This window comes from Streptomyces sp. NPDC006332 (assembly GCF_040612855.1).
Taxonomy (GTDB): Bacteria; Actinomycetota; Actinomycetes; order Streptomycetales; family Streptomycetaceae; genus Streptomyces.
The window spans coordinates 14,568-37,216 of sequence record NZ_JBEXRA010000019.1; the positions used below are offsets into that span (position 1 = coordinate 14,568).

At 69.9% G+C, this 22,649-nt stretch carries 19 protein-coding genes; 10 read left to right on the top strand and 9 right to left on the bottom strand.

Annotated features, from left to right (window positions below; translation table 11 throughout):
- Positions 1-97: 97 nt before the first annotated feature.
- The gene (gene ppdK / locus ABZ027_RS18805; protein WP_356769597.1) at positions 98-2,791 is read right to left on the bottom strand and encodes a pyruvate, phosphate dikinase; all 2,694 of its coding nucleotides are present in this window, start codon (positions 2,789-2,791) and stop codon (positions 98-100) included.
- Between the two features lie 672 nt (positions 2,792-3,463).
- Between ppdK and ABZ027_RS18810 the strand changes: the two genes are divergently transcribed.
- Positions 3,464-5,479: a CDP-alcohol phosphatidyltransferase gene (locus tag ABZ027_RS18810; RefSeq protein WP_356769599.1), complete on the top strand. Its 2,016-nt coding sequence runs from the start codon at positions 3,464-3,466 to the stop codon at positions 5,477-5,479.
- A gap of 15 nt (positions 5,480-5,494) precedes the next feature.
- Here ABZ027_RS18810 and dusB read toward each other — a convergent pair whose 3' ends face one another.
- A complete protein-coding gene (dusB, locus tag ABZ027_RS18815; RefSeq protein WP_356769600.1) occupies positions 5,495-6,673 on the bottom strand; it encodes a tRNA dihydrouridine synthase DusB in 1,179 nt (392 codons plus the stop codon).
- A 119-nt stretch (positions 6,674-6,792) separates the two neighbouring features.
- On the opposite strand from dusB, the gene ABZ027_RS18820 reads away from it, so the two are divergent.
- Positions 6,793-8,238: an MFS transporter gene (locus ABZ027_RS18820; protein WP_356769602.1), complete on the top strand. Its 1,446-nt coding sequence runs from the start codon at positions 6,793-6,795 to the stop codon at positions 8,236-8,238.
- Between the two features lie 54 nt (positions 8,239-8,292).
- On the opposite strand, the gene ABZ027_RS18825 is transcribed toward ABZ027_RS18820, so the two are convergent.
- Positions 8,293-9,228: a helix-turn-helix transcriptional regulator gene (locus ABZ027_RS18825; protein ID WP_356769604.1), complete on the bottom strand. Its 936-nt coding sequence runs from the start codon at positions 9,226-9,228 to the stop codon at positions 8,293-8,295.
- Between the two features lie 102 nt (positions 9,229-9,330).
- Between ABZ027_RS18825 and ABZ027_RS18830 the strand changes: the two genes are divergently transcribed.
- From ABZ027_RS18830 to ABZ027_RS18840, 3 genes are all read left to right on the top strand, one after another.
- Positions 9,331-10,779: an MFS transporter gene (locus ABZ027_RS18830; RefSeq protein ID WP_356769606.1), complete on the top strand. Its 1,449-nt coding sequence runs from the start codon at positions 9,331-9,333 to the stop codon at positions 10,777-10,779.
- 128 nt (positions 10,780-10,907) lie between these two features.
- Positions 10,908-11,114, top strand: a complete 207-nt coding sequence (locus tag ABZ027_RS18835) for a hypothetical protein (RefSeq protein ID WP_356769607.1) — start codon at positions 10,908-10,910, stop codon at positions 11,112-11,114.
- A gap of 102 nt (positions 11,115-11,216) precedes the next feature.
- Positions 11,217-12,359, top strand: a complete 1,143-nt coding sequence (locus tag ABZ027_RS18840) for a serine hydrolase domain-containing protein (protein ID WP_356769609.1) — start codon at positions 11,217-11,219, stop codon at positions 12,357-12,359.
- A 44-nt stretch (positions 12,360-12,403) separates the two neighbouring features.
- Here ABZ027_RS18840 and ABZ027_RS18845 read toward each other — a convergent pair whose 3' ends face one another.
- Positions 12,404-13,012: a LysE family translocator gene (locus ABZ027_RS18845; RefSeq protein ID WP_356769611.1), complete on the bottom strand. Its 609-nt coding sequence runs from the start codon at positions 13,010-13,012 to the stop codon at positions 12,404-12,406.
- 83 nt (positions 13,013-13,095) lie between these two features.
- Entirely contained in the window at positions 13,096-14,478 is a 1,383-nt protein-coding gene (locus ABZ027_RS18850; RefSeq protein WP_356769613.1) for a glycine--tRNA ligase, read from the bottom strand.
- A 198-nt stretch (positions 14,479-14,676) separates the two neighbouring features.
- Between ABZ027_RS18850 and ABZ027_RS18855 the strand changes: the two genes are divergently transcribed.
- The 4 genes from ABZ027_RS18855 to ABZ027_RS18870 are packed head-to-tail and all read left to right on the top strand — an operon-like array spanning position 14,677 to position 17,796.
- Positions 14,677-15,636 carry a metal ABC transporter substrate-binding protein gene (locus ABZ027_RS18855; RefSeq protein WP_356769615.1) on the top strand — a complete coding sequence of 320 codons (960 nt, stop codon included), beginning with the start codon at positions 14,677-14,679 and terminating at the stop codon, positions 15,634-15,636.
- The gene (locus tag ABZ027_RS18860; protein WP_356769617.1) at positions 15,633-16,421 is read left to right on the top strand and encodes a metal ABC transporter ATP-binding protein; all 789 of its coding nucleotides are present in this window, start codon (positions 15,633-15,635) and stop codon (positions 16,419-16,421) included. Before ABZ027_RS18855 ends, ABZ027_RS18860 begins: the two co-directional genes overlap by 4 nt.
- On the top strand, positions 16,421-17,323 hold the full coding sequence (locus ABZ027_RS18865; RefSeq protein WP_356769619.1) for a metal ABC transporter permease: 903 nt from the start codon (positions 16,421-16,423) through the stop codon (positions 17,321-17,323). Before ABZ027_RS18860 ends, ABZ027_RS18865 begins: the two co-directional genes overlap by 1 nt.
- A 59-nt stretch (positions 17,324-17,382) precedes the next feature.
- Entirely contained in the window at positions 17,383-17,796 is a 414-nt protein-coding gene (locus tag ABZ027_RS18870; protein WP_356769621.1) for a transcriptional repressor, read from the top strand.
- Between the two features lie 18 nt (positions 17,797-17,814).
- Here ABZ027_RS18870 and ABZ027_RS18875 read toward each other — a convergent pair whose 3' ends face one another.
- Genes ABZ027_RS18875 through recO form a run of 3 tightly spaced genes read right to left on the bottom strand, consistent with a single transcriptional unit; the run spans position 17,815 to position 20,047 of the window.
- The gene (locus ABZ027_RS18875; RefSeq protein ID WP_356769623.1) at positions 17,815-18,348 is read right to left on the bottom strand and encodes a YcxB family protein; all 534 of its coding nucleotides are present in this window, start codon (positions 18,346-18,348) and stop codon (positions 17,815-17,817) included.
- Between the two features lie 24 nt (positions 18,349-18,372).
- Entirely contained in the window at positions 18,373-19,260 is an 888-nt protein-coding gene (locus ABZ027_RS18880) for an isoprenyl transferase (RefSeq protein ID WP_356769625.1), read from the bottom strand.
- A 40-nt stretch (positions 19,261-19,300) separates the two neighbouring features.
- Positions 19,301-20,047 (bottom strand): DNA repair protein RecO, encoded by a 747-nt coding sequence (gene recO / locus ABZ027_RS18885; RefSeq protein WP_356769627.1) that lies wholly within the window; start codon positions 20,045-20,047, stop codon positions 19,301-19,303.
- 136 nt (positions 20,048-20,183) lie between these two features.
- On the opposite strand from recO, the gene ABZ027_RS18890 reads away from it, so the two are divergent.
- A complete protein-coding gene (locus ABZ027_RS18890) occupies positions 20,184-21,665 on the top strand; it encodes an alpha/beta hydrolase (RefSeq protein WP_356769629.1) in 1,482 nt (493 codons plus the stop codon).
- Between the two features lie 69 nt (positions 21,666-21,734).
- Here the strand turns inward: ABZ027_RS18890 and ABZ027_RS18895 are convergent, their stop codons facing one another.
- Positions 21,735-22,649, bottom strand: a complete 915-nt coding sequence (locus tag ABZ027_RS18895) for a hypothetical protein (protein ID WP_356769631.1) — start codon at positions 22,647-22,649, stop codon at positions 21,735-21,737.

Below are 22,649 nucleotides of genomic sequence, written 5' to 3' on the forward strand. Positions count from 1 at the left end.
AACGCCGACCATCGGTGAGGGTCGGTCGGGGACGGTCGGCGGTTCCGGGGTTCAGGTGGGGCCGTGCGCAGGCCCCGGTCAGCAAGGGCCGTAGGACCTAGCGGTGATCGCTGCCCGTGGAGTTCGACGCCGCCCGGCCCGCCTCGAGTCGCGCCACCGGGATCCGGAACGGTGAGCAGGAGACGTAGTCCAGGCCCACCTCGTGGAAGAAGTGGACGGACTCGGGGTCGCCGCCGTGTTCGCCGCAGACGCCGAGCTTCAGGTCGGGGCGGGTCGCGCGGCCCGCTTCGGACGCCAGCTTCACCAGGGAGCCGACCCCGTCCTTGTCGATGGTCTCGAACGGGGAGACACCGAAGATGCCCTTCTCCAGGTAGGCCGTGAAGAACGAGGCCTCCACGTCGTCCCGGCTGAAGCCCCACACCGTCTGCGTCAGGTCGTTCGTGCCGAAGGAGAAGAACTCCGCCGCCTCCGCGATCTGACCGGCGGTCAGCGCGGCCCGCGGGAGTTCGATCATGGTGCCGATGGCCAGCTTCAGGTTGGTGCCCGTCGCCGCCTCGACCTCCGCGACGACCTGGTCCGCCTCCTCGCGGACGATCTCCAACTCCTGGACCGTGCCCACCAGCGGGATCATGATCTCGGCGCGCGGGTCGCCCTTGGCCGCCTTGCGTTCCGCCGCCGCCTCCGCGATCGCGCGGACCTGCATCGTGAACAGGCCCGGGATGACCAGGCCGAGGCGTACGCCCCGCAGGCCCAGCATCGGGTTCTGCTCGTGCAGGCGGTGCACGGCCTGGAGCAGGCGCAGCTCGTTCTCGTGCGGCTCCTGGCGGGACTCCGCCAGGGCGACACGGACCGAGAGTTCGGTGATGTCGGGGAGGAACTCGTGCAGCGGGGGGTCCAGCAGACGGATCGTCACCGGCAGGCCGTCCATCGCGGAGAACAGCTCCACGAAGTCCTGCTTCTGGAGGGGGAGCAGCGCCTTGAGGGACTCCTCGCGCTCCACCTCCGTGTCGGCCAGGATGAGGCGCTCGACCAGTTCACGGCGGTCGCCGAGGAACATGTGCTCCGTACGGCACAGCCCGATGCCCTGGGCGCCGAAGCGCCGCGCCCGCAGCGCGTCCTCGGCGTTGTCCGCGTTGGCGCGCACCCGCAGGCGCCGCTTGCGGTCGGCGAACGCCATGATCCGGTGCACGGCCTCGACCAGTTCGTCGGCGTCGTTGGCGCCGGCGTGCATCCGGCCCTCGAAGTACTCGACGACGGGAGACGGCACTACCGGGACCTCTCCCAGGTAGACCTTGCCGCTGGAACCGTCGATGGAGATGAGGTCACCCTCCTCCACCACGTGGCCGCCCGGCACCGTCATCCGGCGGCGCTTGGTGTCGACCTCGAGCTCCTCCGCACCGCACACACACGTCTTGCCCATGCCTCGGGCGACCACGGCCGCGTGGGACGTCTTGCCGCCGCGGGAGGTCAGGATGCCCTCGGCCGCGATCATTCCGTCGAGGTCGTCGGGGTTCGTCTCGCGGCGGACCAGGATGACCTTCTCGCCGGAACGGGACCACTTCACGGCGGTGTACGAGTCGAAGACCGCCTTGCCGACCGCCGCGCCCGGCGACGCCGCGATGCCCCGTCCGACCTGCTGGACCTTCGCGTCCTCGTCGAAGCGGGGGAACATCAGCTGCGCGAGCTGGGCGCCGGTCACCCGCTGGAGCGCCTCGGCCTCGTCGATCAGGCCCTGGTCGACGAGCTGCGTGGCGATACGGAAGGCGGCGCCCGCGGTGCGCTTGCCGACGCGTGTCTGGAGCATCCACAGCTGACCGCGCTCGATGGTGAACTCGATGTCGCAGAGGTCCTTGTAGTGGTTCTCCAGGGTCTCCATGATCTGCATCAGCTGGTCGTACGACTTCTTGTCGATCGACTCCAGCTCCGCGAGCGGCACCGTGTTGCGGATGCCGGCCACCACGTCCTCGCCCTGGGCGTTCTGCAGGTAGTCGCCGTAGACGCCCTGGTGTCCGGAGGCGGGGTCGCGGGTGAAGGCGACGCCCGTGCCCGAGTCGGGGCCCAGGTTGCCGAAGACCATCGAGCAGACGTTGACGGCCGTGCCGAGGTCGCCCGGGATGCGCTCCTGGCGGCGGTAGAGCTTCGCGCGGTCGGTGTTCCAGGAGTCGAAGACCGCGTGGATGGCGAGGTCCATCTGCTCCCGGGGGTCCTGCGGGAACTCCCGGCCGGCCTCGGCCTTGACGATCTTCTTGAACTTGCTGACCAGCTTCTTGAGGTCGGCGGCCTCCAGCTCGGTGTCGACCGTGACCTTCTTGGCCGCCTTCGCCGACTCCAGCGCGTCCTCGAAGAGGTCGCCCTCGACGCCGAGGACGGTCTTGCCGAACATCTGGATGAGGCGACGGTAGGAGTCCCAGGCGAAGCGGTCGTCGCCGGCCTGCTTGGCCAGGCCCTGCACCGACTTGTCGGAGAGCCCGATGTTGAGGACCGTGTCCATCATTCCGGGCATCGAGAACTTCGCGCCGGAGCGTACCGAGACCAGCAGGGGGTCGTCGGCCTGGCCCAGTTTCTTGCCCATGCGCTGTTCCAGCGCGTCGAGGTGCGCACTCACTTCGTCACGCAGTGCCGCCGGCTCCTCGCCGCTGTCCAGGTAGACCTTGCAGGCCTCGGTGGTGATCGTGAAGCCCGGAGGCACCGGGAGGCCCAGGTTGGTCATCTCGGCGAGGTTGGCGCCCTTGCCACCGAGGAGGTCCTTGAGGTCCTTGTTGCCCTCGGTGAAGTCGTAAACGAACTTCACGCCCTCAACGCTCGCGGTCGGTTCGGTTCCATGAAGATCTTTGTTTTCCGACACGGGTCTCGACTCCTCGAGGACGCGGTGGCTGCCCTGACGGCCAGGAACATACCCAGATCGAAGGCGCCTGGGTACGTCCACTTGCGCGTCATACGCCTGTAACCACTCGTCCGCCACCGGATCGAAAGTCAAAGCTTGGCAAGCGGAGACAGGACCATGTTTTCAATTCTTGAACGCAAGACGGCTCACGGACCCTCGTTATCGCTCTTATGAGCGGCACCGAGCCCGTCTGATTTCGATCGATGAACGATCAAGCCATGGCACTCAGTGCCACACCTTGGAGAAGTGCAGTCGATCACGAGCCGCTCATCTGAGCGTAAGCCTTATCAAGGGTGGCGATAATCACGCTGTCACAGACCCCGGGATTTCACCATGCGGACGCGCGTCCGGACGAAGACACCACCGGAAACGAGGTGGTCACACGCCCGGCGCCGACCGTCGTTCGGGGCGGCGGCGCCTGACGCGCGCCGGTTGGGGAGTGGTTTGCGCGGTGTTTGCCGAGCGGTGGGCAAAAGGGCTGAACACCGGACGGAGGCGAACCGTACGGAAATGCGGTGGATCCGGTCCCCCTCGGACCGGATCCACCCTCCGCCGGGCTTCGTACGGAAGGACCTTCGGGTGCCTGTCTTCACGCGCTTTCGCCGACCGCCGGCCACGGTCGACGACACATCCTCCGTCCCACCCGCGAGCGAGGAGGCTGCTGAGACGGTGGTGAGCACGGCCGCGATCGGAGCGCCCCCGGAGGAAGCCACATCCGAGGAGGCCGTACCCGACGAGGCCACATCCGACGAGGCCGCACCTGACAAGCCCGACCGCGATGACGCAGGCCTCGATGACACCGGCCCCGCTGACGAAAAGGCCAACGCGGCGCCCCACGGAGCCGCGCCCGACGCCGAGGACGGCAGCCCCAGCACGGACGCCGGCACAGACCCCGGCGCGGACGACACCGCCCCCCTCAGACCCCGCCTCGCGCACTGGCGTGACTGGCGCGCCCGCCACCCCACCGCCGCCCTCGTCCTGCACTGGTCGACCACCGTGCTCGCCGCCGTCCTGGTCTTCGCGGGGCTGGTCATGCCGAACCGGGTCGCCGCGCTGCAGCCCAACCGGTTCACGCGGCTGCCCGCGGAGGCGATCGTGGCCGCGGTGGTGATGCTCGTCCTGCCGCGGCGGCCGCGGGTGATCCTTGCGGCGGTCTCCGGGACGGTGCTGGGTGCGCTGACGATCGTGAACGTCCTCGACATGGGGTTCACCGAGTACCTGGGCCGGGCCTTCAACCTCGTTCTGGACTGGGGTCTGCTGGACGACGCCCAGTCCTACGTCGCTGACTCGATGGGCCGGGCGACGGCCGTCGGTGCCGCCGTCGGCGCCGTCGTCCTCGTCGTGCTGCTGCTCGTCCTGATGGCCCTGGCGACGGTCCGGCTGAGCAACCTGCTCGCGTCCAACAGGCAGACCGCCACCCGGGCCACCCTGATCGCCGGCACCGTGTGGATCACCTGCTCCACGCTCGGCCTCCAGGTCGACGGCATGCCGATCGCCTCCGACCGGGCGGCCGGCGCCCTGAAGGTGCAGGCGCATCGGGTCGTCGACACCGTGCGCGACGAGGCGGCGTTCCGCAAGGAGGCCAAGGCCGACCAGTTCGGCAACACGCCCGCCGGCCAGCTGGTGCCCGACCTGCGCGGCAAGGACATGATCTTCACCTTCATCGAGAGCTACGGCCGCAGCGCGATCGAGGACCCGGGCATCGCGCCCGGCGTCGACAGGACGCTCGACGCCAGTACCGCGTCACTCGCGAAGGCCGGCTTCCACGCCAGGAGCGGCTGGCTGACCTCGGCGACGTACGGCGGCAGCAGCTGGCTCGGCCACTCCACCACCCTGTCCGGCCTGTGGGTCGACAACCAGCAGCGCTATCGCACGGTCATGTCCAGCGACCACCTCAGCCTCACCAAGGCCTTCAAGAAGACCGGTGACTGGGACACCGTCGGGGTGATGCCCGGAGTCCAGAAGGGCTGGCCGGAACAGAGTTTCTACGGCCTCGACAAGGTCTACAACGCCTTCCAGATGGGCTACAAGGGCCCCAAGTTCAGCTGGTCGACGATGCCCGACCAGTACGCGCTGGAGGCGTTCCAGCGCCTGGAGCACGGCAAGAAGCGCGACAAGCCGCTGATGTCGGAGATCATCCTGACCTCCAGCCACCAGCCCTGGTCCCCTATCCCGAAGATGGTCGGCTGGGACGAACTCGGCGACGGCTCGCTGTTCGGGCCGATCCAGAAGGCCGGCACCAACCCGTCGGACATCATCACCGACACCACCCGCTCCAAGCAGGAGTACGGCAAGTCGATCCAGTACTCCGTCACCAGCCTCACCCAGTGGCTGGAGCGCTACGGCACCGACGACACCGTCCTCGTCTTCCTCGGCGACCACCAGCCGATCGCCCGGGTCAGCGGCAACCACGCCAGCCGTGACGTGCCCGTCTCGATCGTCGCCAAGGACCCGAAGGTCCTCGACAAGATCGCCGGATGGAAGTGGACGGAGGGACTGAAGCCCGCCAAGAACGCGCCGGTGTGGAAGATGAGTTCGTTCCGCGACCGCTTCCTGACGGCGTACGGCTCGACACCCCATCCGTCCAAGGACTGACCCCTACCGGGCGGTTCAGCCCCCTGAGGTGTCCAGTTCGGCGTCCTCGCCGATGCCCGCGCAGTCGTACGGGTCCTTCAGCCAGCCGTCCGGCAGCACCACCCGGTTGTTGCCGGACGTACGGCCGCGGGGTCCGTCGGCACCGAGGGGCCAGGCCTGGTTGAGGTCCAACTCGTCCAGCCCGGCCCGCAGTTCGGCCAGCGACGAGGTGATCGCGAGCCGCTTGCGCATCTCGGAACCGACCGCGAAGCCCTTCAGGTACCAGGCGACGTGCTTGCGGAAGTCGATGACCCCGCGGGCCTCGTCGCCGATCCACTCCCCGAGCAGCGTGGCGTGCCGGACCATGATGTCGGCGACCTCCCGGAGGGAGGGCCGCGCACCGCGCCCGCCGGTGTCTGAGGCACCGGCCTCCGTACGTCCCTCGAAGGCCGCGACCAGGTCCGCGAACAGCCACGGCCGGCCGAGGCACCCGCGCCCCACGACCACGCCGTCGCAGCCGGTCTCCCGCACCATCCGCAGCGCGTCCTCGGCCGACCAGATGTCGCCGTTGCCGAGTACGGGGATCTCCGGAACGTGTTCCTTGAGGCGGGCGATGGCGTCCCAGTCGGCGGTGCCGCCGTAGTGCTGGGCGGCGGTACGGCCGTGCAGCGCGATGGCGGTGACCCCCTCCTCGACGGCGATACGGCCGGCGTCGAGGTAGGTGATGTGGTCGTCGTCGATGCCCTTGCGCATCTTCATGGTGACGGGCAGGTCACCGGCCCCGCTGACCGCCTCCCGCAGGATGGAGCGCAGCAGGTGGCGCTTGTAGGGGAGGGCCGAGCCGCCGCCCTTCCTGGTCACCTTGGGGACCGGGCAGCCGAAGTTCAGGTCGATGTGGTCGGCGAGGTCCTCCTCCGCGATCATGCGGACGGCCTTGCCGACGGTCGCCGGGTCGACGCCGTACAGCTGGATCGAACGGGGCTTCTCGCTCTCGTCGAAGTGGATCAGCTGCATGGTCTTCTCGTTGCGTTCGACCAGCGCCCGGGTCGTGATCATCTCGCTCACGAACAGGCCCTTGCCGCCACTGAACTCCCGGCACAGGGTGCGGAAGGGCGCGTTGGTGATCCCCGCCATGGGGGCGAGGACGACGGGCGGCTGGACGGCGTGCGGGCCGATCCGCAGGGCAGTGCTGTGCGTGGGCGCGATCGTGGACATTCCCCCATTGTCACGCACGCCCGGGGGCCGGTGTCACGTACGCCCGGGGGTGACCGGACGACGATCATGTAGCGGTCATTAGTTAGACGCACTATCGAAGCAGGCGTACGCTGGGGCGCATGCCCGAGCTCAGCCACCGCCGACGCATGCTGGTGCTCGCGATCTGCTGTATGAGCCTGCTGATCGTGAGCCTCGACAACACCGTCCTGAATGTCGCCCTGCCCTCCGTGCAGAGGGATCTGCACGCGAGTACGGCGGGTCTGCAGTGGACCATCGACGCCTACACCCTGGTGCTCGCCTCGCTGCTGATGCTGGCCGGTTCCACCGCCGACCGGCTGGGCCGCAAGCGGGTCTTCATGGCGGGGCTGGTCGTCTTCACCGTCGGCTCGGCGCTGTGCTCCGTCGCGCCGAACCTCGACGCGCTGATCGCCTTCCGCATGGTTCAGGCGGTCGGTGGGTCGATGCTGAACCCGGTCGCCATGTCGATCATCACCAACACCTTCACCGACCCGCGCGAGCGGGCGCGGGCGATCGGCGTGTGGGGCGCGGTGGTCGGTATCTCCATGGCCGCCGGGCCGCTGGTCGGCGGACTGCTGGTGGAGTCGGTCGGCTGGCGCTCGATCTTCTGGATCAACCTGCCGGTGGGCCTGGCCGCCTTCCTCCTCACCCTCCGCTACGTCCCCGAGTCCCGTGCCCCGAAGGCCCGCCGCCCCGACCCGGTCGGCCAGGTCCTGGTGATCGCGCTGTTCGGCGCGCTGACGTACGCGATCATCGAGGCGCCGAACGCGGGCCTGGTCACGGTGCTGCCGTTCGGCGTGGTCGCGCTGGCCGCGCTCGCGGGTCTGCTCTGGTACGAACCCCGGCGTGACGAGCCCCTGATCGATCTGCGGTTCTTCCGGTCGGCTCCGTTCAGCGGCGCGACGGTGATAGCGGTCTGCGGGTTCGCCGCGCTCGGCGGGTTCCTGTTCCTGTCGACGCTGTACCTGCAGAACGTGCGGGGCCTGGACGCCCTGCACGCGGGACTGTGGATGCTGCCCATGGCCGTACCGACTCTGCTGTGCGCACCACTGTCGGGGCGCCTGCTCGGGAGCCTCGGGCCGCGCGTGCCGCTGCTGATCGCGGGGGTCGCGATGACCACGAGCAGTGTGCTGTTCGCCGCGTTCGAGGCCGAGACGTCGAACGTCACGCTGTTCGTCGGGTACATGCTGTTCGGTATCGGCTTCGGGTTCCTGAACGCGCCGATCACCAATACGGCCGTCTCGGGGATGCCGCGCGCCCAGGCCGGGGTGGCCGCGGCTGTCGCGTCCACCAGCCGGCAGCTGGGGCAGACGCTGGGGGTCGCGGTGATCGGGGCGCTGCTGGCGGCGAGGGTCGGTTCCTCGTCGTACCGGGAGGTGTTCGTGTCCGCCGCGGGGCCGGGGTGGTGGGTGCTCACCGGATGCGGGTTCGCCGTGCTGGTGGTGGGGGCGCTGACCAGTGGGCGGTGGGCCCGCGGGACCGCCGAACGGACGGCCGAGCGACTGTCGTCCACGGAGGTGCGTCAGGCCGCGGGGGTCGGCGCGTAGGTGCGGTGAGCGTGGGGGCGCGGGTCCCGTGCGGGCGTGGGCGGGGCTCGAAAGTCAGCCGCGAGGCGCGACGGCCTCGCCCTCCGGCTCCCGCTGCCCTTCCCGTTCCCGTTCCAGCGCGATCGTGTGCAGCCGCTCCAGTCGTCGCCGTGACTCCTCGTCCGAAGGCACGTACGTCACCATGCGCGGGCCTGACTCCGGCCCCAGCCACAGGTCGGTGTGATCGACGGCGACGCGGCCGACGTAGCGGTTGAGGAACTCCTTGCGCCTCACCCGGTGGGTGCCGACCTCGTGCCGCTCCCAGGCCTCGCGGAAGTCCGGGGACTCCGTGCTCAGCCGCTTCAGCAGCATCTTCCAGGCGGGCTCGGCGAGGTGCCCGGCCATCGCCGCACGGAACCGGGCCGCCATCAGCCGCTGGGTCTGCTCCAGGTGCACGATGGAGGAGCGCCAGTCCGCGTTGGTGTAGCAGAGGATCATGCAGTTGCGGTCCTCCGCCGGCACCGCGTCGAGATCGCACAGCAGCAGCCCGTAGGTGCGGTTGTAGGCGAGGATGTCGTACCGGCTGTTCTGCACACAGGCTGCCACCGGCTCCAACTGCTCCAGGATCGCCCGCTGCGCGGGGGTCACCGGGGAGCAGACGGTGGCCGGCGTCGGGTCCACGGCTCCGGCGAGCTGGAAGAGGTGGGCGCGTTCGCTGGGGTCGAGCAGCAGGGTGCGGGCGAGCGCGTCCAGGACCTGGACGGAGACCTGGATGTCCCGGGCCTGTTCGAGCCAGGTGTACCAGGTGACGCCGACCGCGGAGAGGTGGGCGACCTCCTCGCGGCGCAGACCCGGGGTACGGCGTCGGCTGCCACGGGGCAGGCCGACCCGCTCGGGCGCGATGTGCTCGCGGCGGTGGCGCAGGAACGCGGCGAGTTCGTGCCGCCGGATCTCCGACACGGCGGTACCGCGCGGGAGTTGGAGCGCCGTCTCCTGGGCCGTGGTCGTCATGTCCACCAGACTGCACCTCCCCGGACCCTGTTTCCAGGTGGTTCTGCTACCAGGATAAGGAGACTCTGGTACCTGTTTCGGAGCGGTCGCAGGCTGAGGAGCGTGACCGAAACCATCCCTTCGCACCAGGTCCGCTCCTCCTCCGTGGCACCACCCGCGCTCGGCGGACTCGGACTCTTCACCGTGCTGCTGGCAGCGGCACTGCCCCTCATCGACTTCTTCATCGTCAACGTCGCCCTGCCCACGATCGCCGCGGACCTCTCGGCGGGCGAGTCGGTCCTCGAACTCGTGGTCTCCGGGTACGGCGTCGCGTACGCCGTCCTGCTCGTCCTCGGGGGCCGTCTCGGCGACCTGTTCGGGCGGCGGCGGTTCTTCCTCGGCGGCATGGCCGCCTTCGGCCTGACCTCCCTTGCCTGCGGGCTCGCGCCCACCGCCTGGACCCTGGTGGTGGCCCGGATCGCCCAGGGCGCGGCGTCGGCCGCGATGCTGCCGCAGGTGCTCGCCACCATCCAGGCGGCCACCGTGGGCGCCCGCCGCGCCAAGGCGATGGGCCTGTACGGGGCCACGGCGGGCCTGTCCATGGTGCTCGGCCAGATCCTGGGCGGCGTCCTGGTGGCGGCGACGCCGTTGTCGTTCCTGTTCGGCGCGGGCGGCGGCTGGCGGGCGGTGTTCCTGGTGAACGTGCCGGTCGTCCTCGTCGGCCTGGTCCTGGCGGCCCGCACGGTCCCGGAGACCCGGGCGCGGCGTCCGGAGCCGGTGGACGTCCCGGGCACGGTCCTGCTGGCCGCCGCTCTCCTCACGTTGCTGGCTCCGCTGACCGAGGGCCGGGCGGCGGGCTGGCCGCTGTGGACGTGGCTGTCGCTGACGGCGTTCCCGTTCGTGGCGGCGGCCTTCTACGCGGTGGAGCGCAGGGCTGACCGGCTGGGCCGTACGCCGCTGGTGCCGCCGAGTCTGTTCGCGCTGGTGTCGCTGCGGCGCGGTCTTGTGATGATCCTGCCGTTCTCCGTCGGGTTCAGCGGCTTCATGTTCGTCATCGCGGTGGCCCTGCAACAGGGCGCGGGCCTCAGCCCCGTGCGGGCGGGACTGGCCCTGGCCCCCTTGGCGGTGACGTTCCTGTTCACCTCGATCGCCGGACCACGTCTCATCGCCCGGTACGGCACCCGGGTGGTGACCGCGGGCGCTCTGCTCCAGGCAGTGGGCGTGGGCCTGATCGCGCTGGCCGCCTGGCGTTCCTGGCCGGACCTCGGCCTGGTGGCCCTGCTGCCGGGCGGCGCGATCGCGGGCGTGGGTCAGGCCCTGCAACTCCCGGTGCTCTTCCGGATCGTGCTGTCCGAGGTGCCGCCCGCTCGGGCCGGCGTCGGGAGCGGCGTGATGACCACCGCCCAGCAGTCCGCGCTGGCGCTCGGCGTCGCCACCCTCGGCACACTGTTCCTCTCCCTCGTCCCGGGCCTGGGCATGCGCGACGCCCTGGTCGTCACGCTTCTCGTGCAGCTGGCGGCGATCGCGCTGACCGGTCTGCTGAGCCTGCGCCTGCCGAGGACGATCGCCTGAGGACCGGAGGCCGCGGTTCAGAACACGGGTTGGCGAAGCCCATGTGAAGGATCTCCCGTTGATGTTGGTCTTGCTGCACACTCCTTGCTGCGTCAACCGAGTCACGGGGCCCGGCCTCTGGAGGCGGCATGCTGGAGAGCAACACGAGCAAGGTGAGCCGCTGGGACCTGCACGGGCGCGAACACGTCGTGCGGGTGCGGCGTGCGGGAGTTCAGCGCACGATCAGCTGTGACACCTGCGGCTGGCGGCAGTCGGCGCAGTTCCTGCCCTGGTTGAAGGCACAGGAGCATCTCGCGGAGGTCCACCAGGCGACCGTGGATCCGGCGGCGACCTGACATCCCGGGCCGCCTCCGTCCATCTCCGGGGTCCGCGCCGATGACTTTTCGCCGCGAGGGAGGTCGTATGTACGACGATCGCCCGAACCGGAAGGCCCAGCCATGAGCGAGCTGTACGACACCCTGCGACGGCACGTGGACGACGGAGCGGTACCGGGCGCCGTCGCGATGGTGGCGCGCGGTGACGACGTCGAGGTGGTGGCCGTCGGTGGCGTGGACGTCGAGGGCACCGCCCCGATGGCCCAGGACTCGATCTTCCGGATCGCCTCGATCACCAAGCCGATCACGGCGGCGGCGGTGCTGATGCTGGTGGAGGACGGGCTGTTCGGGATCGACGACCCGGTCGAGGAGTGGCTGCCGGAGCTGTCCAAGCCGGTCGTGGTGCGGACCCCGGACGCCCCCGTGGACGACGTGGTTCCCGCGGCCCGCCCGATCACGGTCGAGGACCTGCTCAGCTCTCGCACCGGCTGGGGCTTCCCGTCCGACTTCTCGCTGCCCGCGGTCCATGCGCTGTTCGACGTGCAGCGGGACGGTCGCGACCTGAGCGCCTACCCGGATCCGGACACCTGGCTGGCCGAACTGGCCCGGCTGCCGCTGCTGTACCAGCCGGGCGAGGCGTGGCTGTACGGCACCTCCTCCGACCTGCAGGGCATCCTGGTCGCCCGTGCGTCGGGGCGCTCGCTCCCGGAGTTCCTGGCGGAACGGATCTTCGAGCCGCTCGGCATGGAGGACACGGCGTTCGAGGTGCCGGCTGCGAAACGGGGCCGCTTCACGAGCTACTACGGCGTCGACGCGACCGGCGTTCCGGAGCTCCTGGACGCCCCGGACGGTGGGTGGAGCACGATGCCGACGTTCCCGTCCGGCCAAGGGGGCCTGGTCGGCACGGCCGACGACTGGCTGGCCTTCGCCCGGATGCTGCTCGCCGGCGGCACGGCGAACGGGCGCCGGCTCCTGTCCGCCACCTCGGTGAGCCGCATGACCACCAACCACCTCACCGCGCGGCAACGGGAGATCGGCGCCCTCTTCATGGAGGACCAGGGCTGGGGCTACGGCGGCTCGGTCGACGTCGCTCCGGTCGCCCCCTGGAACGTTGCCGGCCGCTACGGCTGGGTCGGCGGCACCGGGACCACGGCCCACATCGTCCCGACCACCCGCACGGTCACCATCCTGCTCACCCAGTTGGGCATGCGGAGCCCGACCCCGACGGACCTGATGCGGGACTTCTGGCGGGCCGCGGCAGGTTAGGGCCTGTCCGGCGGATCATGCCGCGGACGCCGGACAGGACCCGGTCAGCCGCCGTACGCCAGCCTCGCCCCCAGCACCACGAAGGACCCCGCGAAGCTCCGACGCAGCCAGGTCATCACGCGCGGGCGGGAGATCACATGACGGCGCACGGACGCCGCGAGCAACCCCAACGCGACGAACACGACGAACGTCACCAGCATGAACACCCCGCCCAGCATCAGCATCCGGCCCATGGCGTACGGCTCGTCGGCGCTGACGAACTGCGGCAGGAAGGCGAGGAAGAAGATCGTCACCTTGGGGTTGAGGACGTTGATCAGTACCGCCCGGACGATCACGTCGCGGGTGCCGGACGGCTCGGCGCTCTGGTCGAGGTCGATCGCGCGCTTGTCGCGCAGCATGGCCCACGCCATGTACAGCAGGTACACCACACCGGCGTACTTCAGGACCTGGAACGCGGTCGTGCTCGCGTGCAGTACGGCCGCGAGGCCGGTGACCGTGGCCAGTACGTGCGGCACGATCGCCAGGGTGCAGCCGAAGGCCGCGACGGCACTCGCGCGGCGGCCGCGGGAGAGGCCGGCGGCCAGGGTGTAGAGGAGCCCGGTACCGGGCGTCACGACGACGACAAGGGTGGTCAGCAGGAACGCGATGCTCATGCGTTCACCCTGGACGTGCGTCGGCCCTTGATACAGGTCCACCACGGCACCCGTATCAAGGGCCAATCAAGCAGTCGAGGTTCCTAGCAGCCGATCAGGCGGGCCGCCAGGTAGCCCTCGATCTGGTCCAGCGACACCCGCTCCTGCTTCATCGAGTCACGCTCGCGGACGGTGACCGCGTTGTCGTCCAGGGTGTCGAAGTCGACGGTCACGCAGAACGGCGTGCCGATCTCGTCCTGGCGGCGGTAGCGGCGGCCGATGGCGCCGGCGTCGTCGAAGTCGATGTTCCAGTTCTGCCGCAGCGCCTGGGCGAGGCCCTTGGCCTTCGGGGACAGCTCCGGGTTGCGGGACAGCGGCAGCACCGCGACCTTCACCGGGGACAGCCTCGGGTCGAGGCGCAGCACCGTGCGCTTCTCCAGCTTGCCCTTGGCGTTGGGCGCCTCGTCCTCGATGTACGCGTCGAGCAGGAACGCCAGCATCGCGCGGCCGACACCGGCCGCGGGCTCGATGACGTACGGCGTCCAGCGCTCGCCGGCCTCCTGGTCGAAGTAGGACAGGTCCTGGCCGGAGGCCTTGGAGTGGGCGCCGAGGTCGTAGTCGGTGCGGTTGGCCACGCCCTCCAGCTCACCCCACTCGTTGCCGCCGAACTGGAAGCGGTACTCGATGTCGGCGGTGCGCTTGGAGTAGTGGGAGAGCTTCTCCTTGGGGTGCTCGAACCACCGCATGTTCTCCTCGCGCAGGCCCAGGCCGGTGTACCAGTTCCAGCGCTGCTCCATCCAGTACTCCTGCCACGTCTCGTCCTCGCCCGGCTTGACGAAGAACTCCATCTCCATCTGCTCGAACTCGCGGGTGCGGAAGATGAAGTTGCCGGGCGTGATCTCGTTGCGGAAGGACTTGCCCATCTGCGCGATGCCGAACGGCGGCTTGCGGCGCGACGTGGTCTGCACCTGGGCGAAGTTGGTGAAGATGCCCTGCGCGGTCTCGGGACGCAGGTAGGCGACGGAGCCGCTGTCCTGCGTGGGGCCGAGGTGGGTGGAGAGCAGACCCGAGAACTGCTTGGGCTCGGTGAACTGGCCCTTGTTGCCGCAGTTGGGGCAGTTCACGTCCGCGAGGCCGTTCTCCGGCGGGCGGTTGTGCTTGGCCTCGTAGGCCTCCTCCAGGTGGTCCGCGCGGAACCGCTTGTGACAGGAGGTGCACTCGGTGAGCGGGTCCGTGAAGGTGGCGACGTGACCGGACGCCTGCCAGACCTCGGGGGCCAGGATCACGGACGAGTCGATACCGACGACGTCCTCGCGCGAGGTCACCATGTAGCGCCACCACTGGCGCTTGAGGTTCTCCTTGAGCTCGACACCCAGCGGCCCGTAGTCCCAGGCGGCGCGCTGTCCGCCGTAGATCTCACTGCAGGGGAATACGAAGCCACGGCGCTTGCTCAGGCTGACGATGGTGTCGATCTTGTCGGCGGCCACGGTGCTCTCTTCATTACGACGACGGGCGACAAAGCGAGATGCTTCAGAACGTGCTTCGGAGCATTGCTTCTCGGCGAATGCTTCAGGTTACCGGCGACAGCTCCCCTCCAATCAAATCGGTCCGTGCTCCGGCCACCGACAGCTTCCTTCCGGCCGGCTTGTTGACAATCATTTCCAGGTTAGTTGAAAATGACTGTCATGAACGTACGACGTCGTCTCATATCCACGGCCGCCGTGACCGCTGTCACCGCGCTGGGTCTCGGCACCCTCTCCGCCTGCTCCACCGACAGCGCCGCCGCGGGCAACACGGACAAGTTCGACGTCGTCGCGTCGTTCTACCCGTTGGCGTTCCTCGCCCAGGAGATCGGCGGGGACCATGTGCACATCACCGACCTCACCGAGCCCGGCCAGGAGCCGCACGACCTGGAGATCAGCGCCAAGCAGACCGCGCAGCTCCAGGAGTCCGACGCGGTGCTCTACCTCAAGAACCTCCAGCCCGCCGTCGACGACGCGGTGGCGCAGTCCGAGATCAAGACCAAGATCGACGCGGCCTCCCTCACCACCCTGGAGAAACACGGCAACGAGGTCGGCGGCCACGCGGCCGAGCACGACGACCACGCCGACGAGGAACTGGCCGGCCTCGACCCCCACATCTGGCTCGACCCGGTGCGCTACGCCCAGGTCGCCACGGGCGTCGGCAAGGCCTTCGAGAAGGCCGACCCGGACCACGCGGCCGACTACAAGAAGAACACCGCCGCCCTGGTCAAGAAGCTGAACGCCCTGAACACCCAGTTCAAGGACGGCCTGACGAACACGAGGACCAAGGTCTTCATCACCACGCACGCCGCCTTCGGCTACCTCGCCGAGCGCTACGGCCTGACCGAGGAGGCCATCAGCGGCCTCGACCCCGAGTCGGAGCCCAGCGCCAACCGCGTGAAGAACCTTGAGAAGATGGCGAAGGCCGACGGCGTCTCCACCGTCTTCTACGAGACGCTCGTCAGCGACAAGACCGCGAAGACCATCGCCGCCGACTCGCACCTCAGGACCGATGTCCTCGACCCGATCGAGGGCATCACGTCCAAGTCGAAGGGCGACGACTACTTCCAGGTCATGGAGTCCAACCTCAAGGCGCTACGGACCGCACTGGGCGCCCGATGACCCCTACGGAGGACCTCGTGAGCGAGCCCGTCGTGTCCCTGCGCGGCGTCCGTGCCGAGCTGGGCTCGCGCCCCGTCCTGCGCGGCATCGACCTCACCGTGGAGCGCGGTGAGGTGGTCGCGCTGCTCGGCGCCAACGGTTCCGGCAAGTCGACCGCGATCCGTACCGTCATCGGCCAGGTTCCGCTCACCGGCGGCGAGATCAGGCTGTTCGGCACCCCGCGCCGCGGCTTCCGGGACTGGGCGCGCGTCGGCTACGTACCGCAGCGCACCACCGCCGCGGGCGGTGTGCCCGCCACGGTCACCGAGATCGTCTCCTCCGGCCGGCTGTCCCGGACCCGCTTCGGCGTGCTGCGCAAGGCCGACCACGAGGCCGTACGCCGGGCCCTGGACCTGGTCGGCATGGCCGACCACGCCAAGGACTCCGTCAACGCCCTGTCCGGTGGTCAGCACCAGCGGGTGCTGATCGCCCGCGCCCTCGCCGCCGAACCCGAACTGCTGATCATGGACGAGCCGATGGCGGGCGTGGACCTGGCCAGCCAGGAGGTCCTCGCCCGGACACTGCGCGACCAGGTGGAGTCCGGTACGACCGTGCTGCTGGTCCTCCACGAGCTGGGCCCCCTGGAGCCCCTGATCGACCGGGCCGTCGTCCTGCGCGACGGCTGCGTGACGCACGACGGCCCGCCCCCGCAGGCCCTCGGCCAGCACGCCCTGCCCGGCCACGACCACGTACACCCGCACGCGGCTCACGACGCCGAACCGATCCGGACGGGACTGCTGAGCTGATGGACCTCCTGAACTACGCCTTCATGCAGCGGGCCCTGCTCGCCGCCGTCCTGGTCGGCGTCACCGCCCCCGCGGTCGGCATCTACCTCGTCCAGCGCCGCCAGGCCCTCATGGGCGACGGCATCGGCCACGTCGCCATGACCGGCGTCGGCCTCGGCTTCCTGCTGTCCACCTCCCCGGTGTGGATGGCGATGGCGGTCTCCGTCCTCGGCACCGTGGTGATGGAGCTGATCCGCTGGTACGGCAAGACCCGCGGTGACATCGCCCTCGCCATGCTCTTCTACGGCGGTATGGCCGCCGGCGTCATGTTCACCAACCTCGCGCCGGGCGGCTCCAACGCCAACCTGATGTCGTACCTGTTCGGCTCCCTGTCGACGGTGAGCCCGGCGGACGTGACCGCGATCTGCTGGCTCGCGGCGTTCGTGCTCCTGATCACGGTGGGCCTGCGCCGCCAGCTGTTCGCGGTCAGCCAGGACGAGGAGTTCGCGCGGGTCACCGGTCTTCCGGTGCGCGCGCTGAACCTGCTGACGGCGATCACCGCGGCGGTCACGGTGACGGTCGCCATGCGGGTCGTGGGCCTGCTGCTGGTGTCGGCGCTGATGGTGGTGCCGGTGGCGGCGGCCCAGCAGCTCACCCGCAGCTTCGCGGCGACCTTCGCGGTCGCCGTCGCCATCGGCGTGAGCGTCACCATCGGCGGCACCGTCACCTCGTACTACCAGGACGTACCGCCCGGCGCGACGATCGTGCTGCTGACCATCGGGGCGTTCATCGCGCTGACCGTGCTGGCGACCCCGCTGGCCCGGCGCCGCGCGCGGGCCCTCGCCGCCCGGCAGCCTGCCGGGGACCCGGCGGAGTGCGTGATTCCGGCCAGCCGGGAGCCCGGCGGGAGGGTCGGCGTCTGACCGCTGACAGGCCGGGCTGGCACAATGGCCCGGCAGGTGCAGACGTGAGGAGGCAACCGGTGACGACCGCTGGACCGCCAGTGAAGGGCCGCGCGACCCGGCAGCGGGCCGCCGTGGCGGCGGCGCTCGACGAGGTCGAGGAGTTCCGCAGTGCGCAGGACCTCCACGACATGCTCAAGCACAAGGGCGACTCCGTCGGGCTGACCACGGTCTACCGCACGCTCCAGTCCCTCGCCGACGCCGGCGAGGTCGACGTCCTGCGCACCTCCGACGGCGAGTCCGTCTACCGCCGCTGCTCGACCGGCGAACACCACCACCACCTGGTCTGCCGGGTCTGCGGCAAGGCCGTCGAGGTCGAGGGCCCGGCGGTGGAGAAGTGGGCGGACGCCATCGCGGCGGAACACGGCTTCGTGAACGTGGCCCACACGGTGGAGATCTTCGGCACGTGCGCGGAGTGCGCGGCGCGGAAGTAGCCGGCTGCAGGACAGGTCTCAGGCGCGGGTCAGGTTACGGTCGAGCAGGGTCCGAAGCCTGTCCACGTCGGCGGACTCCCGCAGACCGCGCTTGGGGAGCACGGTGAAGCAGGTCGCGTTCTTGTCGGCGCTGAAGACGACGAAGGCGTCGCGGATCTCCCGGTAGCGGGGCTGCGCCGCCCAGTTGATCGTCGACGAGGCGTTGTCGGTGGTCACCGTCACCCCGGCGTCCGACACGGCCGCCCGGTAGAGGCCGTTGCGAGCGGCGACGCGCATCACCTGGCGGGCCTGCAACCGCGGCGCCAGAAGCAGGAGGAGCGCGCTGAGCAACGGCCAGATCAGGAGAAAGAGGTCGACGTCTCCGTCGGCCAGCCCGAGCGCGGCGTTCAGCCCCGCAAGGACCACCAGAAGACCGATCAGCCACCAGATCCTCCGGCCCGCGCGGCTGAACCGGCGCCGCTCCCACAGCGCCGCCGCGTAGTCCTCCGTGGTCGGCCGGTACTCCAGCTCGACCACTTCCTGCGCGGCGTCCCGCCCCATGTCCATGACCATGAGGCGGGATCGTACTGCCTGTGATCAGCGACCTTCGACGTGCCCCTCGACCTGCGCCTCTGCCTGCCCCTCGACGCGCCCCTTCATGTCCGCCTCCATGGCCAGCAGCTCCTCGTTCGGGATGGCCCCGCCGAAGCGCCGGTCACGGGAGGCGAACTCCACGCACGCCCGCCACAGGTCCCGCCGGTCGAAGTCCGGCCACAGCACGTTCTGGAAGACCATCTCGGCGTAAGCGCTCTGCCAGAGAAGGTAGTTGGAGGTGCGCTGCTCACCGCTGGGCCGCAGGAACAGGTCCACGTCCGGCATGTCCGGGTAGTACAGGTACTTCTGGATGGTCTTCTCGGAGACCTTCGCCGGGTCGAGCCGCCCGGCCTTCACGTCCTCCGCGATGGCCTGCATGGCGTCCGCGAGCTCGGCCCGGCCGCCGTAGTTCATGCAGAAGTACAAGGTCAGCTTGTCGTTGTCCTTGGTCTGCTCCTGGGCGACCTGGAGCTCCTTGGCGACGGACTTCCACAGCCGGGGCATCCGCCCCACCCAGCGCACCCGGATCCCGAGTTCGTCGAGCTGGTCCCGGGTCTTGCGGATGAAGTCCCGGTTGAAGTTCATCAGGAAGCGCACCTCGTCGGGCGAGCGCTTCCAGTTCTCCGTGGAGAAGGCGTACAGCGAGATACTCCCGACGCCCATCTCGATCGCGCCCTGCAGCACGTCCAGCACCCGCTCGGCGCCGACCTTGTGGCCCTCGGTGCGCGGCAGTCCGCGTTCCTTCGCCCAGCGTCCGTTGCCGTCCATGACGATCGCCACATGCTTCGCGACCAGCTCACCCGGGAGCTTCGGCGGGCGGGCTCCGGACGGGTGCGGCTGAGGCGTCTTGTACTCGCGGCGCTGGCGCCCCAGGATCCCGCGTACGGCCATGTGCTTCTCGTCTCCCTCTTGTCCCTCTTGCTTTCGGCGCTCACTTTTCCACGTACCGCAGCGAGCGCAGTCCGCGCTCCAGATGCCAGTGCAGGTAGGCGGACACCAGCCCGCTCCCCTCCCGCACGTGCCGCGGCTCGCACGCGTCCGCGGTCTCCCAGTCTCCCGTAAGCAGCGCCCCGAGGAGTTCCAGGGTCTGCGGCGACGGTACGACGCTCCCGGGCACCCGGCAGTCCACGCAGACCGACCCTCCGGACGCGACCGAGAAGAACCGGTTCGGCCCGGGCATGCCGCACTTCGCGCAGTCGCTGAAGGTGGGCGCGTACCCGTTGACGGCGAGCGAGCGCAGCAGGAACGCGTCCAGGACCAGGTGCGGGGCGTGCTCGCCGCGGGCGAGTGTCCGCAGCGCCCCGACCAGCAGCAGGTACTGCTGCACCGCCGGCTCGCCCTCGTGGTCGGTGAACCGCTCGGCGGTCTCCAGCATGGCCGTCCCGGCGGTGTACCGCGTGTAGTCGGCGACGATCCCGCCGCCGTACGGCGCGATGGTCTCGCTCTGGGTGCACAGGGGCAGCCCGCGCCCGATCAGCTCGCTGCCCCGCGCGAAGAACTGCACGTCGACATGGGAGAAGGGCTCCAGCCGCGCCCCGAACTTCGACTTGGTCCTGCGGACCCCCCGGGCCACCGCCCGTACCCGTCCGTGACCGCGCGTGAGCAGGGTGATGATCCGGTCCGCCTCACCCAGCTTCTGGGTGCGCAGCACGATGCCGTCGTCGCGGAACAGACTCATGGACCCATTCTCGCCTACGCCGGCTGTTTCCCGTCGCCCTCATCGCCGGCCCCAGGTGGGCCTGGGGCAAACCCCCGCAACGACGGGGCAGTTGGCCGGATGGGACGGGCGGCGAACCTCCGCGAGGCTGGTCGGCATGACGCAGATCAAGAGAAATGCGGCCCTGGTCGCCGCCTCCGCCGTCCTCCTCGGTCTCACCGCCCCGCTGACCACGTCCGCCGCCGCCTCCACCGCCCCCTCCCTCCGGTGGACGACGTGCGCGGGCGCCGATCTCGACCCCCGTCAGGAGTGCGCCACCCTCAAGGTGCCGATGGACTACTCCGACCCGGACGGGACGCAGATCGACATGGCCGTCTCCCGGATCCCCAGCGAGAAGCCGGGGGCCCGGCGGGGCGCTCTGCTGCTGATACCGGGCGGGCCCGGCGGGACCAGCGTCAACGCCCCCTCGGGGAAGGGGCAGAAGTTACCGCAGGACGTGCGGGACACCTACGACCTGATCGGGTTCGCGCCGCGCGGGCTCGCCCCCTCCACGTCCGTCAGCTGCGGCCTCGACCGCGGCGACCTCTCCATGACGTCCCAGCGCCCCTGGCCCGCGCGCGACGGCTCCGTCACCGAGAGCATGAACACGGCGCGGCGCATGGCCGACGCCTGCGCCCGCAACGGCGGCGAGCTGATCCGGCACCTCAGCACGGCCAACGAGGCCCGCGACCTCGACCGCCTCCGGGCGGCGCTCGGCGAGCGCAGGATCTCCGCGTGGGGGGTGTCGTACGGGACGTACGTCGCATCCGTCTACGGTCGGCTCTTCCCGGACCGCACCGACCGCGTGGTGCTGGACAGCAACGACAACCCCGACCCCACGAAGGTGGGGCGTGGCTGGCTGGCCGCGTTGGAGGTCGGCGTCGAGGACAACTTCCCGGAGTTCGCCGCGTGGGCGTCGACGCCCGGCAACAAGGACCGTGTGGCCCGTACGGCGGCCGAGGTGCGGCCTCTGTTCCTGAGCCTCGCCGCCCGGCTGGACCGCACGCCGATCCCGTGGCCCGGCGCCAACCCCGCGGAGCTGAACGGCAACGTGCTGCGCCAGACGATGCTGACCAGCCTCGCCGACCCCGACGCCTACCCGGTCCTCGCGCGGATGATCCTTGCCGCCCGCGCGGGACAGACGCCGGCCTTGCCCTCCGGGCCGCCGGAGGCCGTGCTGCAGAACGTCACCGCGGTCGGCACCGCGGTCCTCTGCAACGACGTCGCGTGGCCCACCTCCGAGGCCGACTACCAGAAGGGCGTCGACGAGAGCCGGGCGGCGTACCCACTGACCGCCGGCATGCCCCGCAACGCGATGCCCTGCGCCGCCTGGCCGTTCGCGCCGAAGGAGGCGCCGGTACGGATCACCGACCGCGGCCCCTCCAACATCCTGCTCGTGCAGAACGAACGCGACGTGAACACCCCGCTCGCCGGTGCCCTCAAGCTCCGTCGCGCCCTCGGCGACCGTGCCGTCATGGTCACCGTGAACTCCACCGGCCACGACGCCTACCTCGCCAACGGCAACGCGTGCGGCGACGCGACGGTCTCGCGGTTCCTGGCGACGGGTGAGCGGCCTCGGCGGGATGTCTACTGCGACTGATGTCTACCGCGACTGGGTCTACTGGGGGCGAGGTGCGCACACAGATGGTCGAGGCAGCTGGACCGCCCGCTACCCCTTCGCGACGATGCGGCTCGCGGCCTGCGCCTTCTTGTGGTGGGCCGTCAGCAGCTTCCGCAGAGCCGCGGTGTTCTTTTCGATGTCGGTCTTCTGGATTTCGGACTCGGCCTTGAACCAGATGTCGAGCAGGTCGGTCTTCTCCTTGCACCGCACATCCGCGGAGGCGGTCTCCTTCTCTTTCTCGGAGATCGTGTCGCCCTGGAACGCGGAGTTGTTCAACGGTTCCATCGGCGACGCATATCGGAATCCGGAACTCCGCATACATGCGGACCATTTCCGGAATCCCTCCTTCACCGCCGGGTCCGAGAGGGAATCCTGGTAGCTCCCGTTGGCGATGCGGCTGGCGACCGCCGCGCCGGCCGGATCGTCGTATTCCTCGGAGAGCTTGGAGACCGACTGGCCGAAGCAGCCGTCGTCCGGTACGTCTTTCCCCTTGTACGTGAGTTTTTCGCCGCTGCCCTGCGGTGCGCCTCGATTGCCGTAGAACACCGTGAGGTCGTCCTTCGAAAGGCGGGGCCCTTCGGGCAGTTGGGCGGCGTCGCGGTTCGGATGGTAGCCAAAGCGTGCCGCCTCGCTCGCGCTCGACAGTCCGTAGCGGCGGTCGGCGGGCCGGGTGGTGTCCGAGGGCTGCTTGGGCGGCTCGTACGCGATGCCGTACGTCTTCAGGCAGCGCCGCGTCAGGACGTGCTGGGCCGACTCGATCGCGGTGTTCTCGGCGACCGTGTAGCTGTACCGGGCCATCGGCAGGCGGTTGGAGTAGGTGACCAGCCGTTCCGTCGAACTGCCGGACGTGGTGGGGGTCTTGGCCGCGCCGGCCGGGCGGCCGCCCTCGTCCGAACCGCTCCCGGAGGAGCAGCCGAGCAGGGCGGCGGCCAGGGCCAGGCAGACGGGTGCCAGGCGTCGCAC